Here is a 17,818-nt window from a genome sequence, read left to right on the forward strand (position 1 = left end):
ATGAGCCTCGACCTCGCACTCTCCATCGCGCGCAGCGGGCTGTCCCATGTCAATCGCCAGCTCGCGCAGTCGGCGGCCAATGTCGCGAACGCGGCCACGCCGGGCTACACGCGCAAGACCGTGGAAGGAGAGGCCTCCGTCGCCGGCAGGCTCTCCGCCGGGGTGCGCAGCGCCGAGGCGACGCGCGCCGTGGATGCGGCGCTGCTGACGAAGCTGAACGCCGCCCGCGCCACCGCCGAGGCAGCATCCACCCGCGCCCGCCTGCTGGAAGGCGTGGAGGTGGCGCATGGCGCCACGGGGGAATCCGTGGCCGACCTGACCGGTGCGCTGGGCGATGCCTTCGTCCTTCTGCGCGGTGATCCCGCGGACGCGTTGCTGCAGGGCGCGGTGCTGGATGCGGCGGAGGCGCTTACCGCGCGCTACAAAACCGTCTCCGCCGCCATCCAGGAAGCCCGCCAGGGTGCGCAGGACGGGTTGGAGGAGGGTGTCGCCGCGCTGAATCGCGCGCTGCGGCAGGTTTCCGATCTCACGGCGCGCATCGTGCCGCTGCGGGCCCAGGGCATGAGCACGGTGGAGCTGGAGGACCAGCGGGACCTCGCCGTTGCCGGCATCGCCGCCATTATGGAGGTGCGGGCCGTCGGGCATGCCGATGGGAACATGGTGCTGATCGGCGCCGGAGGCCTCGCCCTGCCGTTGCATGCACAGGAAGGGCCTTTCTCCATCGCCGCAGCGGCGGTCGGCGCCCAGGCCTATCACGGCGGCAGCGGCACCCTGCCGGGGGTGGTGCTGGGCGGCGTGGATGTCACCGCGCAGCTCGGGAACGGTTCCCTCGCCGCGCTGGCCGCCCTGCGGGACCGGGATCTGCCGCTGGCCCAGGCGGAGCTGGACGTCTCCGCCGCCAACCTGGCCGCGCGCTTCGAGGCGCAGGGGCTCCGCCTTTTCACCGGGGATTCCGGCGCGGTTCCCGATCCTGCCACGCCCTATGCGACCAGTGGCTGGATCGGCTTCTCCGGTGCGCTGAGGGTGAACCCGGCCGTGCTGGCCGATTCCACCCTGTTGCGGGATGGCACGCATGCCGTGGTCGGGTTGCCGGGCGGACCCAGCGCCTTCACCCCCAACCCCGCCGGCGGCCCCGCCGCATTCACCACGCTGATCGATCGCGTGCTGAACCACAGCCTGGGCAACGAGGCCTCGGCGGGAAATCCGCATCCCGCCTTCGCCTTTGGTGGACTGGGGCCGGATGGAAGCCTTTCCTCCACCCTCCGCAACGCCCGGAGCCTCGGTGAGCATGCTGGCCGGCTTGTCGCCACCCAGGCCGCCGCGCGCGCGCGGGCGGAGGAGGACGGAAAGGCCGCTGGCGATCTCCTTTCCACGCTCGAGACAGCCTTCTCCGAGCGCTCGGGCGTGGACATGGACACGGAGCTGGCCAGGATGATGACGCTGCAGACCGCCTATGCCGCGAATGCCCGCCTGATCTCGGTGGTGCAGGGCCTGTACGACACCCTCTTCCAGGCGGTGCGCTGATGGCGATCCCGGGCATCGGCTCTGGCGTGCTGGCGCGGCTCGTCGCGCAGTCCGCGAGCCTCCAGGCGCAGATGGACAAACTCTCGGCCCAGACCATCGATGGCCGGCGCGGCACCTATTATGGCGATCTCGCCGGCGATGCCCGGCGCTCCATCAGCCTGCGCGCGGAGCTGGACCGGCGGGAGACGCATGCAACCGCCATCGGCCGCGCCCTGGGCCGCACCGGCGCCGCACAGGAGGCGCTGGAGCGCCTTTCCTCCATCGCTGAGGAATTCCTGACCCAGGCCGGAAAGGTGAGCAGCGCGGACAGCACGCGCATCACCGCCCTGGCCGGCAGCGCGCGCCAGGCGATCGGGCAGGTTGCCGCCCTGCTGAATGAGCAGCACACCGGATCCTACCTCTTCGGGGGCGCCGACACGGCCAACCCCCCCATTCCCGATCCGGGCGGCATCATGGGAACCGCCATGGCCACGGATATCGCCGCCGCCATCGCCTCGCTGGCGCCCGGCAACAGCGGCGCGGTGCTTTCCGCCACCCTCGCCGCCGCATCCACCACCGCGCCGGGCGCAACGCCCTTTTCCGCCTATTCCACCGATCCGGCGCGCGGGCTGAACGAGCCCCGCCCGGCCACGCTGACCGGCGATGGGGAAAGCGTGGCCACCGGCCTCTTCGCCAGCCGCAACGCCGCCGCGGACCCCGCCGGCAGCGAGGCCGGAAGCTGGTCCCGCGACCTGCTGCGCGGCCTGATGACCCTGGCCAGCCTCTCCCCGGACAAGACCGCGGCCGGCGCGGATTTCGACGCGGTGATGACCAGCGTGAAGAAGGGGCTGAACGCCGCGATGGTCGTGCTGGGCGAGGAGGCCGGCGCGCTTGGCCAGTCGGAGGCAAGGCTGGAGTCGGCCAGGGGGCGGCATGAGGAGCTGCAGGTGGCCCTGTCCGCGCAGATCGCCGATGTGGAGGAGGTGGACATGGCGGCCGCGCTGACGGCGCTGCAGGAGACTCAGACGCGCCTCCAGGCCTCCTGGCAGGCGCTCGCCATGCTCTCTGGCCTTTCCATCGCCAGCTTCATGCGCTGAAGGCAGGGATTCAAACGGCGTTAACCGCGCGGGGGACAGGATGGTCCCATACCGCAAAAGGCGGAGCGCAACGGGCAGGGGCCGCCGCACGGGCCCTGCCGGACAGGAAAGGGGCAGGACATGGCCCTGAATTCAGTCAATACGAATATGGGCGCCGCCGTGGCGCTGCAGTCGCTGAACCGCACCAATGATGCGTTGGCGGTCACCCAGAAGCGCATCTCCACCGGCTTCCGCGTGGCCGATGCGAAGGATGACGGCGCGGCTTTCGCGGTGGCCCAGGCCGTGCGCGCGGATATCGCCGGCCTGACCTCCGCCAATGAGCAGATCGGTGGCGTGAAGGGCGTGCTGGACACCACGCTGTCGAGTCTCAACAAGGTCTCGGAAACCATGGGCGAGATCCGGGGCGTGCTCGTGAAGCTGGCGGACGGCACCCTCTCCGATTCCCAGCGCACGCAGTACCAGTCGCAATATGATTCGCTGCGCACCCAGGTGTCGAACTACATCTCGGATGCCACCTATAACGGCCGGACGCTGCTGAGCACCGCCAGCGCCGCCGGTTCGGTGGGCGGCAACATCGCCACCGTCCGCAACGAATCCGGCACCACCTACACGCTCAGCGCCGTGGACGGGGCCAACCTCACCGTCGCCTCGACCACGTTCACCGCGGCCGCGGCGGCCACGGCGCTGGCCTCGGGCGGCGATTTCGCCACGAAGATGGCGGCGGTGAGCACCGCGCTGAACACCTTCGGCAGCAACAACAAGTATCTGGAGGGCCAGGTCTCCTACAACAAGGAGAAGATGGACGCGCTGGAGACCGGCCTCGGCGCGCTGGTCGATGCGGATCTCGCGAAGGAAAGCGCGAAGCTGCAGGCGCTGCAGATCAAGCAACAGCTGGGCACGCAATCGCTGAGCATCGCGAACCAGGCTCCGCAGAGCCTGCTCAGCCTGTTCCGCTGAAGGGCATGGCGCCGTGAAAGACCTGCGGCGCCCCGTGCTCTCCCCCCTCCATCGCGCCGGGCGTATTTCCGCCCCCGGCGGCAGGGCCGTTCCCGCGCAGCATCCGCGGCACGCCCTGCAAGCCACGAAGGAACGCGAAGACCGTGTCCACGCTGGTTCTCGAACTGCGCCAGGGCGACCTGATGGTCGTCAACGGCGCACCCATCCGCTTCCGCAACCGCACGCGCATCGAACTCACGGCGAAGGCGCGCTTCCTCTTCGGGAAGCAGATCCTTCCGCCCGAGGCGGCCGATACCCCCGCGCGCCGCATCTATTTCGCGCTCCAGACCGCCTATATCGGCAGCGAGGAGGAGCGCGAGCGCGGGCTGGAAGCGGCACGCGCGCTCATCGCCGAGTTCCAGGCCGCCACCACCTCCAACCTCGCCTCCGCCATGCTCGACCGGGCCCTGACGGCGGCGGAGGAGGATGATTGCTACACGGCCCTGAAGCTCGCCCGCCGCGTCATGCGGCATGAGGAGGCGGTGCTCGGCATCGCCCCGCCCACCACCCGACCCGTGCCGGAGGAGATGACCGCATGATGCCGCATCCGAGCCCCGCCCATGCCTATCGCGCCGCCCGCGCGGCCATGCCACCGCGCGTGCAGGAGGCGGATGTGTTCCGCCGCGTGAACGGCGCGCTGCGGGCCGCGCTGGTGACGAATGGTGGAAGGGGCGGGGAGGCCGGGCTGCGCGCCGTGCGCGCCCTGGCCGATAACCGGCGGCTCTGGCTGGCGGTGGAAGGTGTCCTGCTCGATCCCACCAATGCGCTGCCGCCGCCGCTGCGCGCCTCCATCATCTCCGTGGGGCGGAGCGTGCTGCGCGAGATGGAGAAGCCGGAGCCTGACCTCGATTTCCTGATCGAGGTCAATGAGAGCATGGCCGCCGGGCTTTCCATGAACAACTAGCATGTCCGGCTCGCTCGCTCTTTCAGTCCTGGGTGGCGGCGGTGTCGCCCGGAGCACGGCCGATCCCGCATCGGCCGTGCTCGCCTTCCGCCGCGCGACGGCACCGGGAGCGGAGCAGAAGGGCGTCGCGCAGATTGCGAAGGATGCCTCGGTGAAGCTGGCCCTGTCCCGCTTCACCGAGGGGATCGCGCGCGCGAAAACCGTGGAGGCTGCGCTGCGCGACCCCCGCGTGTCCGCCGTGCTGATGCCGGCCCTGGGCCTGCCGGATGCGGTGGGCTCGCCTGGGCTGGTGATGCGCGCGCTCCTGTCGGATCCGGCCGATCCGAAGTCCCTTGCCTCCAAGCTGGCCGTCACGGATGCGCGCTGGAAGAGCGCTGCGAGCACCCTGAACCTGGCCAAGCGTGGCCTGGAGGGCCTGCGCGACGCCGGGGTGCAGAAAACCCTCACCGAGGCCTACACGGCCTATCAGTGGCGCCTCTCCCGGAACGAGGAGGCGGCGGGGATATCGGATGCCCTCTATTTCCAGCAGCGGGCGGGAACGGGAAAGCCGCTGACCGCCTATGAGGTTCTGGGCGATGCGGTGCTGCGGCGCGTGGTCACAGGCGCGCTTGGCCTGCCGCAGACCATCGCGATCCAGGAAGTGGAAACCCAGGCCCGCGCCATCACCTCGCGGATCGACCTGTCGAAGCTCGCCGATCCCCGGCAGGCGACGAAGCTGGCAGAACGCTATGTGATGACTGCGGCAGGCGGAGGCATGGGCGGGAGCGGCTCCGGCCTGCTCAGTCTCTTTGCCTGATCGCGGGGGCCTACCCCGCGCGCCAGCCCAGCCGCTGGTCCAGCCAGCTGCGATAGGCCAGCGTGGCCTCGGGGGGCGGGGAGAGGATGGCGAAGGCGCCCGCCGCCCCCGTTCCGATCAGCGCCAGCCCCAGATCCGGATGGGCCCTTTCCTCATCTGGCCAGCGCATGGCCGCGCGGCGCCAGATCGCAACCGTGTCGGCCGGGGTCAGCGCCGGCATCACCAGTGCCGCCCGCATCTGCAGACCGGCCACGGCGGCCAGGACACCGCGATGGGCAGGGGAGGTGACGGGGAAAGGCGGGATTTCCGAAAGCTGCCCCTCGGCAGGGGTGGAGAGCAGATACCAGGGCACCGCGCCCATGGCCCGGGCGCGTGCCGCCGGATCCGGTCCCGTCACGATCAGCGCGTCCGCCTCGCCGGCAGCGAAGGCTGCCTCGGGCACGCCGATCACGGGCTGGGCCGTGATCCCGAGCAGGTCGAGCGCGGCCAGCGCCGCGGCCTCGGGAGCATCGGGGGAGGGGATGGCGATGCGCAGCGGTACCAGCGGGCGCGTGGGAAGGGCCCCCCGCCCGGCCAGCAGGGCGCCGTGCCAGGTGAGCATCAGCGGCAGCCAGCCGCGCGGCTCGAAGCGGGCCCGGGTGGCGCCGGTCAGGCGCACATGGCAGGTCCAGCCCGGCAGCACGAGGAAGCGTGCGTCGTTCCCGCCCTCCTGCGTGGCAAAGCGGTTGGCGGCGGTCACACCATCCGGCCCGCCCAGGACGCTCAGGCGCAGGTTGGCAGGCCGCTGCAATCCCCGGGTGAGCACGGCGGCGGCCCGGGCGGCCCAGCGGGCGCAGCCACCATCCTCCGGCCCGGGCACGAGGATCGTGCCGCTGTCCTGGGCCTGCGCGCCCGCGGGGCGGGGCAAAGCGAGGGCGAGCATGGCAAGCCCGGCATTCCGCCGCCCCAGAGGGGACACCAGAGGGGACATGCGAGCCGGTCGGGCCCGGTCAGGCTGCGCAGGCGTCATCATGGTAGCGGACGCTGCCGGGTTGCTGGGGCGGGAATGTGGCAATCAGTCCCGGCTCAGTCGTCATAGGCCACGAGAGAGGCGAAGGCGGTGTCGCCCAGCCGCTCGCGGCCCTTCAGGAAGGTGAGCTCGATCAGCGCCGCGGCCGCCGGCACCTCGGCCCCGGCCTGGCGCAGCAGGGCGATGGAGGCCGCGAGGGTGCCGCCGGTGGCCAGCAGGTCGTCCAGCACCACCACGCGGTCGCCGGGCTTCACGGCATCCGCCTGCATCTCGATGCGGTCCGTGCCGTATTCGAGGGCGTAGTTCAGCCCGATGATGGCGCCCGGCAGCTTGCCGCGCTTGCGCAGCATCACGAAGCCGAGGCCCAGCTCCAGCGCGAGGGGGGCGGCGACCAGGAAGCCGCGGCTCTCGATTCCCGCAAGAAGGGTGGGGCGGTGCGGGCGCACGACCTCGGCCAGGCGGCGCATCGCCTCCTTCCAGGCCGGCCCATGCCGCAGCAGGGTGGAGATGTCATAGAAGAGAATGCCGGGCTTCGGGAAATCCGGGATGCCGCGGATATGGTCCTTGATATCGATGGCGGCGCCGGCGGTGGACGCATCGGCGGGGCTGTCGGTCATCGCACGGGACTCCGTGTGGAAATGGCGGCCCGCGTCATAGGCCGGGCCGGGGGGCGGGGGCAAACCGGGCGGGGCGGGGCGGAGTGGTGCAGGACGGAAAAGGCTTGGCGCGCGCGCAGGAATCCGGCACCTGCAGGGCCATGTCGCGCATTCCCGTGGCCGTCATGGCCGGTGTTCTTGGCATTCTGCTCTATATCGGGGCGGCAGTGGCGCTGGCCGATTTCGTGCTGCCGCGGCACTGGACACTGCAGCTGCTCTATTTTCTGGTCGCCGGGATGGCCTGGGTCTGGCCGATCAGCCGCCTGATGTACTGGGCGGCGCGGAAATAGGCTCGCGCCGCCCGGCCTTGCGGCTTCAGAAGGTGCGGCTGAGATAGACCATGCCGCGGGCGTCGCAGATCTTCTGCCCGGCGAAGCACTCGCGGCGGTTCAGATCCGTGTCGAAGTAGCCGGCGGTCAGGACGAAGTCCGAGAACTTGTAGGACAGCGTCACGTTCCAGTTCGCGAAATCCGGCGAACCCCAGCGCGGGTTGTTCTGGATCCACTGGTAGCCGAACCGGCCGCCCAAGGTGAGATCATAGGGAAGCCCGATCTCGACGCCGCCCTCGAGGTAGTAACCATTCCCGGTTTCAAGCTGGTAGTTCGGCGACCAGTTGAAGGCGCCGAGCACCTTCACCGGCACGGGAAGGGATGGGATCTCGTAGGAGGCCTTCACCGCCAGTTCGTAGTACTGGAGGTCATAGAGGCCCGAGCCCTCGGGGTTGCGGTAGCCGGGATAGGTGTAGGCGATGCCGCCCAGGTCCAGGCTGACCCCGCCCAGGGTGGTGCGCCAGCCGGCCAGCGCGTCGATCTCCTGCCGGGCATTGGTGCCGAGGAAGGTGACATTGGAGACGAAGGCGCCGACATAGAATCCGGTGCTGTGCTGGATATCGACCGTTCCCTGTACCGCGCCCCGGTTCTGGGTCTGGCTGACGCCACGGAACAGGTAGTCCGATGAAATGGTGGGCGTGATGCCGATGGTCAGGCCAGTCCCCTCAATCTCGAAGGCGCCCGCGGTGCCGCCCGCCAGAGACAGCCCCAGCGCGAATGTGGCCGCGGCGACGACATTGTTCTTCATGGAATGGTCCCCCTCACGCGCTTGCGTGGCCAAACTCGCCAAGCGAGGCGCGTGCCAGCGCGGCGGGTTTGGCGGGCCCACCCGGCGGTGACGGCGGGGGATGTTGCCGATCCGCCACAATTCTCCGCCCCGGCTATAGGAGGGCGAAATAGAAAAGCCCCGCATGGCCGGGCCATGCGGGGCTTTCCCTTCGTCGTTGGTCGGAGCGAGAGGATTCGAACCTCCGGCCCCTGCGTCCCGAACACAGTGCTCTACCAGGCTGAGCTACGCTCCGTCAGACGACGTCGGGGTGCGGGCGTATAACGCCCTGCCGCGGGCACGGCAAGGGCACCGGGCACGGATAATCCCGATGCGGTAATTTCATCGCGCCGATCGCCGGGACATTCCATACTTCGGGCGAAACCATCCCTGGAAAGGTCCCATGGCACATCTGCTTCTTCCTGCCACGCTGCTGGCCTCCTTCGCGATCCTCGGCGCGGCCGTCGCGCAGCCCGATCCCGTCTCCACCCGCAAGGAGGGGCTGCGCAGGATGCAGACGAATCTCGAAGCGATCGGGGCCGTCGCCCAGGCCGGCGGCGACACGCGGGATGCGGCGCCCCGCGCCGAGGAGATGGCGGCCTTCTTCCGCAATCTCCCCACGCTTTTCCCGCCGGGCTCCGACGGCGGCGGAACCCGCGCCTTGCCGACCGTCTGGTCCGAGCGGGAGGGCTTCGAGCGTGCCGCGGCCAACGCGTCCACGGCGGCCGAGGCGCTGCGGGTCGCCGCCGCCAGCGGGGATGCGGCCGCGACCACCGCCGCGGTTCGCGCCATGGGCGCCACCTGCGGCGCCTGCCACCGCAACTACCGGTCGCGCTGAGCCAAGCGTGGGGCCTGGTGGCGGTGATCAGCCCTGGCGGGCGATCACCGTCACCACCCCAGCCGCCAGGGCAAGAAGCACAAGGGCCAGCCAGGGGCTGCCCATGCGCGGGGCCCGTGCCGCGAAGCCCGCCGGCAGCTTCTTGAAGCCGGTCACCATCGGGCGCACCAGGTCGTGCCGCTTGAGCACGGCATAGGCGAGGACGGCCAGCACATGCAGGCCGATCGCGATCAGGACCAGGTCAAAGACCAGGAAGTGAAGGCTGCGCGCCGAATCCGCCAGGCCGGGAGAGACGCTGCGTGCCAGCGGTCCGCGCGCGAGGATGCCGTCATCGGTGAACAGGCCCGAGACCGCCTGCGCCAGGATGAGGCCGAGCAGCACCAGTACCATCCAGCCGCCGGCCGCATTGTGTCCGATCTCGGTATCCGGCTCGCGCCGATGCAGATGCCGCAGATGCCGCAGCCCCTCCACCGGGGATCGCAGGAAGCGCGAGAAGCGCGCGGTGTCGGAGCCGAGGAAACCCCAGGCAAGGCGAAAGAGAAGCAGGGCGAGGATCACCTCCCCCGAAAGGATGTGCCAGTCCAGGCGGCCGGTTTCCGCGCTCCACCAGGAGAAGCCGATCAGGGCCACGAGACCCCAGTGGAACAGGCGGATCCAGCCATCCCAGACCTTCACGCGAATCCTGGCCTCGCCCGGCATCCCGACCTCCCTCGCTCCGCAGGCAGGATAGGAATGTTGCGCCGCACCCGCCCAGAGGCGATGCGCGCGGGCAGCAAAATATGCCACGGCACAGCAGCCGCCCTTGTGATTTGACAATGGAACGACGTAGTTACGCAGGCATGACAGACGCATCGCGGCTGCGAGTCGTCGGCGGCGCCGCGGTCCTGCTTGGTGTTGTCGGCGCCGCCGCCTTTTATGGAACCCGGGACCAGGTGTTGCTGCCCATGGCAGCCGCACCGTGGGTGCGGCCGGCCGAGGCGCCCCGCCAGGCACCGCCCCCCCATTCCGCCGCCACCGCCTCCGCCGGGGCTGACCAGACCGGCGCCCAGCCAAGGTCCCTGCCCACCGAACAGCCCGCCGGTTCCACCCGGCCCGCCGATGGCATGGCCAGCTCCGCTTCCCCGCCTGCCCAGGCCGAGCGCCGGCCCGCCCGCGCCGCGGAGCCGCCGCGCTTCGACGTGGTGCGGATGGGGGCGCGGGGGATGATGGTGGTGGCCGGCCGCGCCGCGCCGGGCGCCGAGGTCATCCTGTATGAGGGCGGGCGCGAGATCGGCCGGGCCCGTGCCGATGGGCGCGGGGAATGGGTGATCCTGCCCGCTGATCCCATCGGGGCGGGTGCCCGGGAACTGTCCCTGCGCGCCCGCTTGCCCGGGGGCGAGGAGATGGGCGGCCCCGATACCGTGCTGGTGGTCGGTCCCAGCACCGCCGATCCCCGGATGGCCCAGGCCACCGCGCGGCCGGAGGGCCAGGGACCCCGGCGCGAGGAGCCTGCCAAGCCCGCCGAGGCGGTGGCAGGAAACCAGCAGGCCCCTCGCCAGGGGGACCAGCCCAGTCCCGCCGCCACGCAGCGGGCCGGCATCCAGGCCGGAGCAGAGGAGCGGGGAGCCGCTACGCCGGCCCGGACGGAGCCTCGCCAGGAGGAGCCCGCCAGGACCGCGGAGGCCGCGCCGGCGGCCGAAACCCGGGCCGAGCAGCCCCTGGTCCTGCTTCTGCCGCCCACGGCTGAAGCCGCCCCGCGCAGCCTTTCCGCCCCCACCGGGGGTGCGGCCACCGCCCCGCTGGGTCTGGACATCGTGGATTACGACGACAGCAACACCATGCGCTTCGCCGGCACGGCCGCGCCGGGCGCGCGGCTTCGCCTCTATGCGGATGGCCGGCATCTCGGCGACACGGCCGCGGATGCGGCGGGCCGCTGGTCCCTGGCCCCGGCCGAGCCGCCCGCGGTGGGCCGCCATACCTTGCGGGTGGACCAGTTCGCGGCCGGGCAGGAGCAGGTGCAGGTCGCGAACCGGATCGAGGTGGCCTTCCAGCGCGAATCCCTGTCACCTGGCGCGCTGGGGGAGGGGCGGGTGGTGGTGCAGCCCGGCAACAATCTGTGGCGGATTGCGCGTGATGCCTATGGGCGCGGCATCCGCTACACCGTGATCTACCGGGCGAACCAGGCCCAGATCCGGAACCCTTCCCGCATCTATCCGGGCCAGGTCTTCTCCGTTCCCTCCGTCCCCTGATCCAGTCCGAGGGTTGTCCGGGGGCGGGGGAGCAACCATAACCGGGCCTCCCCTCTTACCTGGATCGCCATGTCCCTCGCGCACAGCATGCGCCTCGTCCTCGCGCCCCCGCACCCGGCCGGCAAGCCCTTCCTCATCGGCGGGGCGGCCGTGGCCGTCATCGGGGGCCTCGCTGTCGGAAGCTGGCTCTTCTGGCTGGGCGCGGCCTTCACCGGATTCTGCCTCTATTTCTTCCGTGACCCGGAGCGGGTGACGCCGGCCCGGCCCGGCCTCTTCGTTTCACCGGCGGACGGGCATGTCGTCTCCGTCGAGCCGGCCGTGCCGCCGGAGGATCTGGGCCTCGGCTCCGCGCCGCGCTGGCGCGTGGCCATCTTCCTCTCGGTGCTGGACGTGCATGTGAACCGCATGCCGATCGACGGCACGGTCACCCGCATCGCCTATCGCCACGGCGCCTTCCTCAACGCATCGCTGGACAAGGCGAGCGTGGACAATGAGCGCAACGCCCTGGCCATCCGCCTGGATGATGGCCGCGACATCGCGGTGATCCAGATCGCCGGCCTCATCGCGCGCCGCATCCTCTGCCATGTGCGCGAGGGCGACCGGGTGCGCGGGGGCGAGCGCTTCGGCATCATCCGCTTCGGCAGCCGCACCGACCTGTATCTGCCCGAGGGCGTGCGGCCGCTTGTCGAGGTCGGCCAGACCATGATCGGTGGGGAGACGGTGATCGCCGATCTCTCCCTTCCCGCCGCCAGCCACAGCACCGGAGTTTAGCAACTGATGGGACAGGCGCCGCGCCGCTTCCGCTTCACCCCGCGGCGCCGCCCGCGGCTGCATGGCCTGTCCTTCAACCGGCTGTTGCCGAACCTGCTGACGATGATCGGCCTTTGCGCCGGCATGACCGCGATCCGCTTCGCGATCGAGGATCGCTGGGAGCCGGCGGTGACCCTGATCGTCGTCGCGGCCTTCATCGACGGGCTGGACGGGCGGCTGGCCCGGCTTCTGCAGGCCACGTCGCGCTTCGGGGCGGAGTTCGACAGCCTGTCGGACTTCCTCTGCTTCGGCGTGGCGCCGGCCTTCATCCTCTATCTCTGGACGCTGCATGACGCGCGAGGGCTGGGCTTCATCCCCTGCCTTCTCTTCGCCGCCTGCATGGCGCTGCGCCTTGCGCGCTTCAACGCCGCGATCGATGCGCCGCTGACGCCGGGCGGCGTGCCGCGTCCGGCCGGCTTCTTCACGGGCGTGCCCGCGCCGGCAGGGGCCGGCTTGGCCCTGTTCCCGATCTTCACGGCCCTCACCCTCGATGGCTGGGGCCTGCACGGCTTGGCCGGTGCCATGCGGCACCCAGTCTTCTCGGCCGTGCTGCTGGTGGGGATCGCGGCGCTGCTGGTGAGCACGCTGCCCACCTGGTCGTTCAAGAAGGTGAAGATCCCGCGCGAAGCGGTGCTGCCGCTGATGCTGGGCGCCGCCGCCTATGCCGCGCTGCTCGTGGCGGAGCCCTGGGCCGCGCTGGCCGCCGCCGGGCTCCTCTATATGGGGATGATCCCGTTCTCCCTTCACTCCTACCGCCAGAAGCTGGCAGCGGCGCGGCTGGCGATGGACCCCGAGGAAAGCTCCGCGGCGACCTGAAGGCCGCCGCCACCGAGGTCACCCGCCTCACATCCTCCTGCGCCATGAAGGAAGGCCTTTCAGCGACGGCGGCGCAGGATCGCCTCCGCCGCTGAAGGCGCCATTGCGGCTCCTGCCGCCTCGGTCCCGGGCCTGGCGCGGCCTCAGCCGCGCGGCTTCTCCACCAGGATGCCCTTCTCCTTCAGCCCTTCGATCTCCTCGGCGGAGTAGCCCGCCGCGGAGAGAACGGCCTCGCCATGCTCGTTGAAGCGGGGCGGCACGCTGCGCGCGCCACCAGGCGTGCGGGAGAGCTTGATGGGCGTGTTGAGGGCGCGGAACTCGCCGATCTCCGCCACCATGTTGCGCGCCTTGGTATGCGGCGCCGCCACGGCCTCGTCCACGAAGAGCACGGGGCCGGCGGGCAGGCCGGCCTTCAGCATCTTGTCGCAGAGGGCATGGCCGTCCTCGGTCCGCAGCCGTTCCTCCAGGATGGCGTTCAGCGCGTCGCGGTTCACCACGCGGTCGCCATTGGTGGCGAAGCGCGGGTCGTTCACGATCTCCTCCAGCCCGAGGAAGGCGCAGAACTTGCGCCAGGCCGGCTCATTGCCGCAGGCGACGAAGATCTCGCAGGTGGCGGTGGGGAACTTGGAATAGGGGCTGATATTCGGATGCGGGTTGCCGGTCGCCACCGGGCGCTTGCCGTTCAGGAAGTGGTTGGCGGCCTGGGGGTGCAGCAGCGCCATGCCGCAGTCATGCAGCGTCATGTCCACATACTGGCCACGGCCGGAGCGCTCCCGCTCCTGCAGCGCCATCAGGATGCCGATGGTGGAGTAGAGGCCGGTGGCGAGATCCACCACCGGGGTGCCCATGCGCAGCGGCCCGCTGCCCGGCTCGCCATTGATGGACATCAGCCCGACCATCGCCTGCACGATGGCATCATAGCCCGGCAGCCCGCCCAGCGGCCCCTCGGCGCCGAAGCCGGAGACGCGGCAATGCACCAGCCGGGGGAAGCGCTGGGAGAGGGTGTCGTAGCCGATCCCCCACTTCTCCATGCTGCCGGGCTTGTAGTTCTCGACCAGGACGTCGGCGCCCTCCAGCAGGCGCAGCAGCACGTCGCGCCCCTCCTGCTTGGAAAGGTCCAGGGCGATGCTCCGCTTGTTGCGGTTCACGCCGAGGAAGTAGCTGGCCGTGCCATCCAGGAAGGGCGGGCCCCAGGCGCGCACCTCGTCGCCCTGGGGCGGCTCGATCTTGATCACCTCCGCCCCGTGGTCGGACAGGATCATGGTGCAATAGGGGCCGCCCAGCACGCGGGTGAGGTCGATCACCCGGATGCCGGACAGGGCGCCGCCGGTCTTGGTTTCCGCCTGGGGGAGCGCGTCGGTCATGGAACTTCCTCCGTCTCCCCCGTTCTGCCCCCATGCAGGGTTGGGCTCAAGCGGGTGCCGCGATCAAGCCGCCGCGGCGCGCGCCCAGACCCGGGAGCAGAACTCCGGATAGGTCTCCAGCATCTCGTCGCAGACCGGCCCCCGCAGCAGGGACAACTCCTCCGGCGTCGGGTCCGGGGTAGTGGGCACCTCAACCGGGGCGTCGAAGTCGAAGCCGGTTTCGGCCCGGATGCTGTCCAGGCTCTCGCCGGGATGGGTGCTTTCCAGCGTGAACCGGGCCCGGCCCGGGTCGAAGCGGAAGACGCAGCGCCCCGTCACCAGCGCCTGGGCCGTCCCGCGCCGGAACACCTCGGGCGGCGAGACGCCGGGGGCGGAGACATGGTCCACGCGCGGCACCAGCACGCGGGGGGAATGCTCCTCCCGGAAAAGGATCGTGCGCGGGGTCATGAAGTACATGAAGGCCGAGCCGAAGCTGCCGGGGAAGCGCACGCCCTGGCCGGGCCATTCCCCCGTGCCGATCAGGTTGATGTTCGCCTGCCCGTCGATCTGCCCGCCACCGAGGAAGAAAAGGTCGATCCGGCCCTGGCCCGTGAGGTCGAAGAGCTCGCGCGAACCCTCGGTGAAGGGATTGCCGCTGCGCTTGTGCAGCAGCGAGAGCCGCACGGGATGGCCGAGCTTCGAGACCAGCCAGCAGGCCGCTGCCGGGATGGGCGAGGCCGCGCCCACGGCGATATGCCGCACGGGCGGGGCGGATGGATCGAGGATCAGCCGCGCGAGGACCGCCGCCAGCCGCTCCTCGGGCTGCACCACGGCGCTCATTCCGCGGCCACCCGGGCCGCGTGGCCGAAGACATGCTCATCCGCCCAGGCCCGGAAGCCTTCCTCCGTGCGGGCGGCGCGGGCATAGGCGGCGACATAGCCGGCGTCGAAGCCATATTCGTCCAGCAGCGCCACGGGATGCGCACCGCGCTCCGCCACGGCGAAGGCCTCCACATAGGTGGCGGAGATGGCGCCGGGAGCCAGGCGCTCATCCTCCAGGAAATTGCCGGGTACCACCCGCTCCACCGTCACCAGCAGCTTGCGGGAGGCATGGGCGAGGGTGGCGCATTCGCGGCGGCGCCCCACCCAGACATTACCCTCGGAATCCGCCATCACCGCATGGATCGCCGCCACGTCCGGATGCAGGGCGGGCAGCACCAGGATCGGGTCCGGCCTGTCCGAGAGCGGGTTCTGCACCACGCGCCAGTCCGGGCGATGCGCCAGGATGTCGCTGCCGATCACGCCCCGCAGCGGCATGAAGGGCACGCCCTTCTCGGCGGCCTGCAACATGGTGTGGATGGCGGGGCAGGTGGCGTCGCGCAGGGTGATGGTCCCCGCCTTGACCGCCGCGGAGAAGCGGGGCGCGAAGCCGGCCTCGCCCAGGGAGACGGCGCTGGTCTGCACTTCCGCCACGCAACCCGCGCCGATCAGCAGGTCGGTCGCAAAGCCCGAGACGGGAACGCCGAGCAGCCGCAGCCCCCTTGCGCCCCGCCGGACCAGTGCCTTGGCGAGGGCGACCGAGGGAAGGGAATTATCCGGCGGCAGGGCCAGCATCGCACCGTCTGGTACGGCGGCCGCCAGGGCCTCCAGGCTCACTTGCGTCATTGCAGTTCCTCCGGGATGGAGGCTAGGCCGAGCCGGGCCGGAAGGGGAGGGGGCGATGACCGCAACTGGATGTGTTGCCCTGCGGGACTGGCGGGATGAGGACAGGGCCGCTTTCGCCGCGATGAACGCCGATCCGGCGGTGATGCGCCACTTCCCCGCCACCCTGTCCCGCGCGGAATCCGACGCCTTGATGGACCGGCTGCGGGCCCATGCGGCGGAACACGGCTTCACCTTCTGGGCCGTGGAGGTGGCGGGCGAACTGGCCGGGATGTGCGGCCTCCTCAGGGTCGGCTTCGAGGCCAGCTTTACCCCGGCGGTGGAGATCGGCTGGCGCTTCCGCCCCGCCTTCCAGGGCCGAGGCCTCGCCACCGAGGCGGCCCGCCTCGCCCTGGCACGCGGCTTCGGCGAGCTGGGGCTGGACCGCATCGTCTCCTTCACCACCATGGAGAATGAGCGGTCCTGGCGCCTCATGGAGCGGCTTGGGATGCGCCGCTCCAGCTTCTTCGACCATCCCCGCGTGCCGCCGGGCCACCGCCTCCGGCACCATGTCTGGTACGCGCTCGACCGCGGGTAGAAGGCTGTCCTAGCGCACCAGCACCTGCGCCGCCTCCTTCGTCTTCGCCACGGCGCCCGAGGCCTGCTCCACCGCCATCGCGATCTGGCCGACGCTGGCCGAGACGGTGCGCACGGCGGCCGAGGCGCTGGCCATGCTGGCGGACATGCTCTGCGTGACCGCCGTCTGCTCCTCCACCGCCGCCGCGGTGACGGCGACATGCTCGCGCACGGAATCCACCGCCTCCCGGATCGCAGAGAGCGAGCCGGCGACGGCGCCCGATGTCGCCTGGATGCCCTCGATCTCGCGGGCGATCTGCTCCGTGGCGGCGGCGGTCTGGCTGGCCAGGTTCTTCACCTCCGCCGCCACCACGGCGAAGCCCTTTCCGGCTTCCCCGGCGCGTGCCGCCTCGATCGTGGCGTTCAGCGCCAGCAGGTTCACCTGCCCCGCGATGTTCTGGATGAGGCTGACGACGCCGCTCATCGCCTGGGCGGCGGCCATCAGCTTCGCCGTGCTCTCCTCCCCCGCATTGGCCTGGCCCGAGGCATTCTCGGTCGCGACCCGGGATTCCGCCATGTTCCGTGCGATCTCCCCGATCGAAGATGCCAGCTCCTCCGCGCTCGCGGCCAGGGTCTGCACGCCGCTCGCCATGTCATCCGCCGCGCGGGTGGCCGAGGATGCCTCGGTGGTGGAGAGCGTCATTGCGCCTTCCACCTCCTGGAAGTTCACGTCGATCAACGCCTTCAGGTTCGCGAGGAGCCTCACCTCGGCCGTGACGTCGCTCGCGATCTTCACCACCTTCGAGACGTGCCCCTGCGGGTCCAGGAGCGGGCTGTAGGAGCCCTCGATCCAGACGGGGCTGCCATCCTTCGCCACGCGGCGGAACTGCGCGGCCTGGTGCTCGCCTGCCTTCAGCCCTTCCCAGAACTGCGCATATTCGGCGCTGCCGCGCATGCCGGGTTCGACGAAGATGCTGTGGTGCTGCCCACGCACTTCGTCGAGCGTGTAGCCCATGCTGTTCAGGAAGTTCTCGTTGGCATCCAGCACCACGCCCTCGGGCGTGAACTGCACCACGGCCTGGGAACGGCTGACGGCGGCCACCTGCGCCGCGTAATCGAGGTTGAGCAGCCGTTCCTTCGCATCCGCCCATTCCACGACGAAGCCGAGGCGGGTGGTGCCGCGCATGAGCGGGCAGACCCGCAGGTCGAAGCTGCGGCTGCCGACGCGGATGGTGGCCTCATGCGGCCGCGTGATGCGGGCGAGAAGCTGCCGTTGGTGGACGGGGTTCCGGTGGAACACATCGATGTTGCTGCCGATCAGCCGGTCCGCGCTGAAGCGCGGCAGGTCCTGTTTCAGCTCCGGCTCCGCCTCCCGCATCAGCGCCATGACGGAAGGGTTCATGTAGATGATCGTCAGGTCGCTGTCGGCGATCATCACATTCGTCCGCAACGCATCCAGCGCCGCCACGCGAAGAGCGGTGGCGCTTTCGGCTCGGAAGCTGCCGAACATC

20 protein-coding genes and 1 tRNA gene are annotated in these 17,818 nt (G+C 70.6%); 12 read left to right on the forward strand and 9 right to left on the reverse strand.

Going from position 1 to position 17,818, the window contains the following annotated elements; genetic code table 11:
- The 6 genes from J8J14_RS12020 to J8J14_RS12045 all read left to right on the forward strand — a co-directional run bounded on the left by J8J14_RS12020 (nt 1) and on the right by J8J14_RS12045 (nt 5,296).
- Entirely contained in the window at nt 1-1,524 is a 1,524-nt protein-coding gene (locus J8J14_RS12020; protein ID WP_209379750.1) for a flagellar hook-associated protein FlgK, read from the forward strand.
- Entirely contained in the window at nt 1,524-2,600 is a 1,077-nt protein-coding gene (locus J8J14_RS12025; protein ID WP_209379751.1) for a flagellin, read from the forward strand. Before J8J14_RS12020 ends, J8J14_RS12025 begins: the two co-directional genes overlap by 1 nt.
- Nucleotides 2,601-2,720: 120 nt before the next feature.
- On the forward strand, nt 2,721-3,557 hold the full coding sequence (locus J8J14_RS12030; protein ID WP_209379752.1) for a flagellin: 837 nt from the start codon (nt 2,721-2,723) through the stop codon (nt 3,555-3,557).
- Nucleotides 3,558-3,700: 143 nt separating this feature from the next.
- Complete coding sequence (locus tag J8J14_RS12035; RefSeq protein WP_209379753.1) at nt 3,701-4,135, forward strand: flagellar biosynthesis repressor FlbT; 435 nt, start codon at nt 3,701-3,703, stop codon at nt 4,133-4,135.
- Nucleotides 4,132-4,500, forward strand: coding sequence for a flagellar biosynthesis regulator FlaF (locus tag J8J14_RS12040; RefSeq protein WP_209379754.1), 369 nt, complete (start codon nt 4,132-4,134; stop codon nt 4,498-4,500). Before J8J14_RS12035 ends, J8J14_RS12040 begins: the two co-directional genes overlap by 4 nt.
- 1 nt (nt 4,501) lies before the next feature.
- The gene (locus J8J14_RS12045; RefSeq protein ID WP_209379755.1) at nt 4,502-5,296 is read left to right on the forward strand and encodes a DUF1217 domain-containing protein; all 795 of its coding nucleotides are present in this window, start codon (nt 4,502-4,504) and stop codon (nt 5,294-5,296) included.
- 10 nt (nt 5,297-5,306) lie between these two features.
- On the opposite strand, the gene J8J14_RS12050 is transcribed toward J8J14_RS12045, so the two are convergent.
- Complete coding sequence (locus J8J14_RS12050; protein ID WP_209379756.1) at nt 5,307-6,254, reverse strand: hypothetical protein; 948 nt, start codon at nt 6,252-6,254, stop codon at nt 5,307-5,309.
- Between the two features lie 107 nt (nt 6,255-6,361).
- Entirely contained in the window at nt 6,362-6,880 is a 519-nt protein-coding gene (locus tag J8J14_RS12055) for an adenine phosphoribosyltransferase (protein ID WP_209379854.1), read from the reverse strand.
- Between the two features lie 182 nt (nt 6,881-7,062).
- On the opposite strand from J8J14_RS12055, the gene J8J14_RS12060 reads away from it, so the two are divergent.
- The gene (locus J8J14_RS12060; protein WP_209379757.1) at nt 7,063-7,251 is read left to right on the forward strand and encodes a DUF2842 domain-containing protein; all 189 of its coding nucleotides are present in this window, start codon (nt 7,063-7,065) and stop codon (nt 7,249-7,251) included.
- A 25-nt stretch (nt 7,252-7,276) separates the two neighbouring features.
- Here J8J14_RS12060 and J8J14_RS12065 read toward each other — a convergent pair whose 3' ends face one another.
- Both J8J14_RS12065 and J8J14_RS12070 read right to left on the reverse strand, forming a co-directional pair.
- The gene (locus tag J8J14_RS12065) at nt 7,277-8,038 is read right to left on the reverse strand and encodes a TorF family putative porin (protein WP_209379758.1); all 762 of its coding nucleotides are present in this window, start codon (nt 8,036-8,038) and stop codon (nt 7,277-7,279) included.
- A gap of 197 nt (nt 8,039-8,235) precedes the next feature.
- A tRNA-Pro gene (locus J8J14_RS12070) sits at nt 8,236-8,312 on the reverse strand.
- Nucleotides 8,313-8,459: 147 nt separating this feature from the next.
- Between J8J14_RS12070 and J8J14_RS12075 the strand changes: the two genes are divergently transcribed.
- On the forward strand, nt 8,460-8,894 hold the full coding sequence (locus tag J8J14_RS12075) for a c-type cytochrome (protein ID WP_209379759.1): 435 nt from the start codon (nt 8,460-8,462) through the stop codon (nt 8,892-8,894).
- Nucleotides 8,895-8,921: 27 nt separating this feature from the next.
- On the opposite strand, the gene J8J14_RS12080 is transcribed toward J8J14_RS12075, so the two are convergent.
- Nucleotides 8,922-9,593 (reverse strand): cytochrome b/b6 domain-containing protein, encoded by a 672-nt coding sequence (locus J8J14_RS12080; protein WP_209379760.1) that lies wholly within the window; start codon nt 9,591-9,593, stop codon nt 8,922-8,924.
- 140 nt (nt 9,594-9,733) lie between these two features.
- On the opposite strand from J8J14_RS12080, the gene J8J14_RS25435 reads away from it, so the two are divergent.
- The 3 genes from J8J14_RS25435 (at nt 9,734) to J8J14_RS12095 (ending at nt 12,748) form a co-directional block, all read left to right on the forward strand.
- Entirely contained in the window at nt 9,734-11,122 is a 1,389-nt protein-coding gene (locus J8J14_RS25435) for a LysM peptidoglycan-binding domain-containing protein (protein ID WP_209379761.1), read from the forward strand.
- A gap of 69 nt (nt 11,123-11,191) precedes the next feature.
- Nucleotides 11,192-11,893 (forward strand): phosphatidylserine decarboxylase, encoded by a 702-nt coding sequence (locus tag J8J14_RS12090; RefSeq protein WP_209379762.1) that lies wholly within the window; start codon nt 11,192-11,194, stop codon nt 11,891-11,893.
- Nucleotides 11,894-11,899: 6 nt separating this feature from the next.
- Entirely contained in the window at nt 11,900-12,748 is an 849-nt protein-coding gene (locus J8J14_RS12095; RefSeq protein ID WP_209379763.1) for a CDP-alcohol phosphatidyltransferase family protein, read from the forward strand.
- 143 nt (nt 12,749-12,891) lie between these two features.
- On the opposite strand, the gene J8J14_RS12100 is transcribed toward J8J14_RS12095, so the two are convergent.
- From J8J14_RS12100 to J8J14_RS12110, 3 genes are all read right to left on the reverse strand, one after another.
- Nucleotides 12,892-14,112: a CaiB/BaiF CoA transferase family protein gene (locus tag J8J14_RS12100; RefSeq protein WP_209379764.1), complete on the reverse strand. Its 1,221-nt coding sequence runs from the start codon at nt 14,110-14,112 to the stop codon at nt 12,892-12,894.
- Between the two features lie 63 nt (nt 14,113-14,175).
- Nucleotides 14,176-14,931, reverse strand: a complete 756-nt coding sequence (locus J8J14_RS12105; RefSeq protein WP_209379765.1) for a CoA-transferase — start codon at nt 14,929-14,931, stop codon at nt 14,176-14,178.
- Nucleotides 14,928-15,755 carry a CoA transferase subunit A gene (locus J8J14_RS12110; RefSeq protein ID WP_209379766.1) on the reverse strand — a complete coding sequence of 276 codons (828 nt, stop codon included), beginning with the start codon at nt 15,753-15,755 and terminating at the stop codon, nt 14,928-14,930. Before J8J14_RS12110 ends, J8J14_RS12105 begins: the two co-directional genes overlap by 4 nt.
- A 55-nt stretch (nt 15,756-15,810) precedes the next feature.
- On the opposite strand from J8J14_RS12110, the gene J8J14_RS12115 reads away from it, so the two are divergent.
- The gene (locus J8J14_RS12115) at nt 15,811-16,329 is read left to right on the forward strand and encodes a GNAT family N-acetyltransferase (RefSeq protein WP_209379767.1); all 519 of its coding nucleotides are present in this window, start codon (nt 15,811-15,813) and stop codon (nt 16,327-16,329) included.
- A gap of 9 nt (nt 16,330-16,338) precedes the next feature.
- On the opposite strand, the gene J8J14_RS12120 is transcribed toward J8J14_RS12115, so the two are convergent.
- Nucleotides 16,339-17,817: a methyl-accepting chemotaxis protein gene (locus tag J8J14_RS12120; protein ID WP_209379768.1), complete on the reverse strand. Its 1,479-nt coding sequence runs from the start codon at nt 17,815-17,817 to the stop codon at nt 16,339-16,341.
- Nucleotide 17,818: the final 1 nt, after the last annotated feature.

This window comes from Pararoseomonas baculiformis (assembly GCF_017813395.1).
Classification (GTDB): domain Bacteria; phylum Pseudomonadota; class Alphaproteobacteria; order Acetobacterales; family Acetobacteraceae; genus Roseomonas; species Roseomonas baculiformis.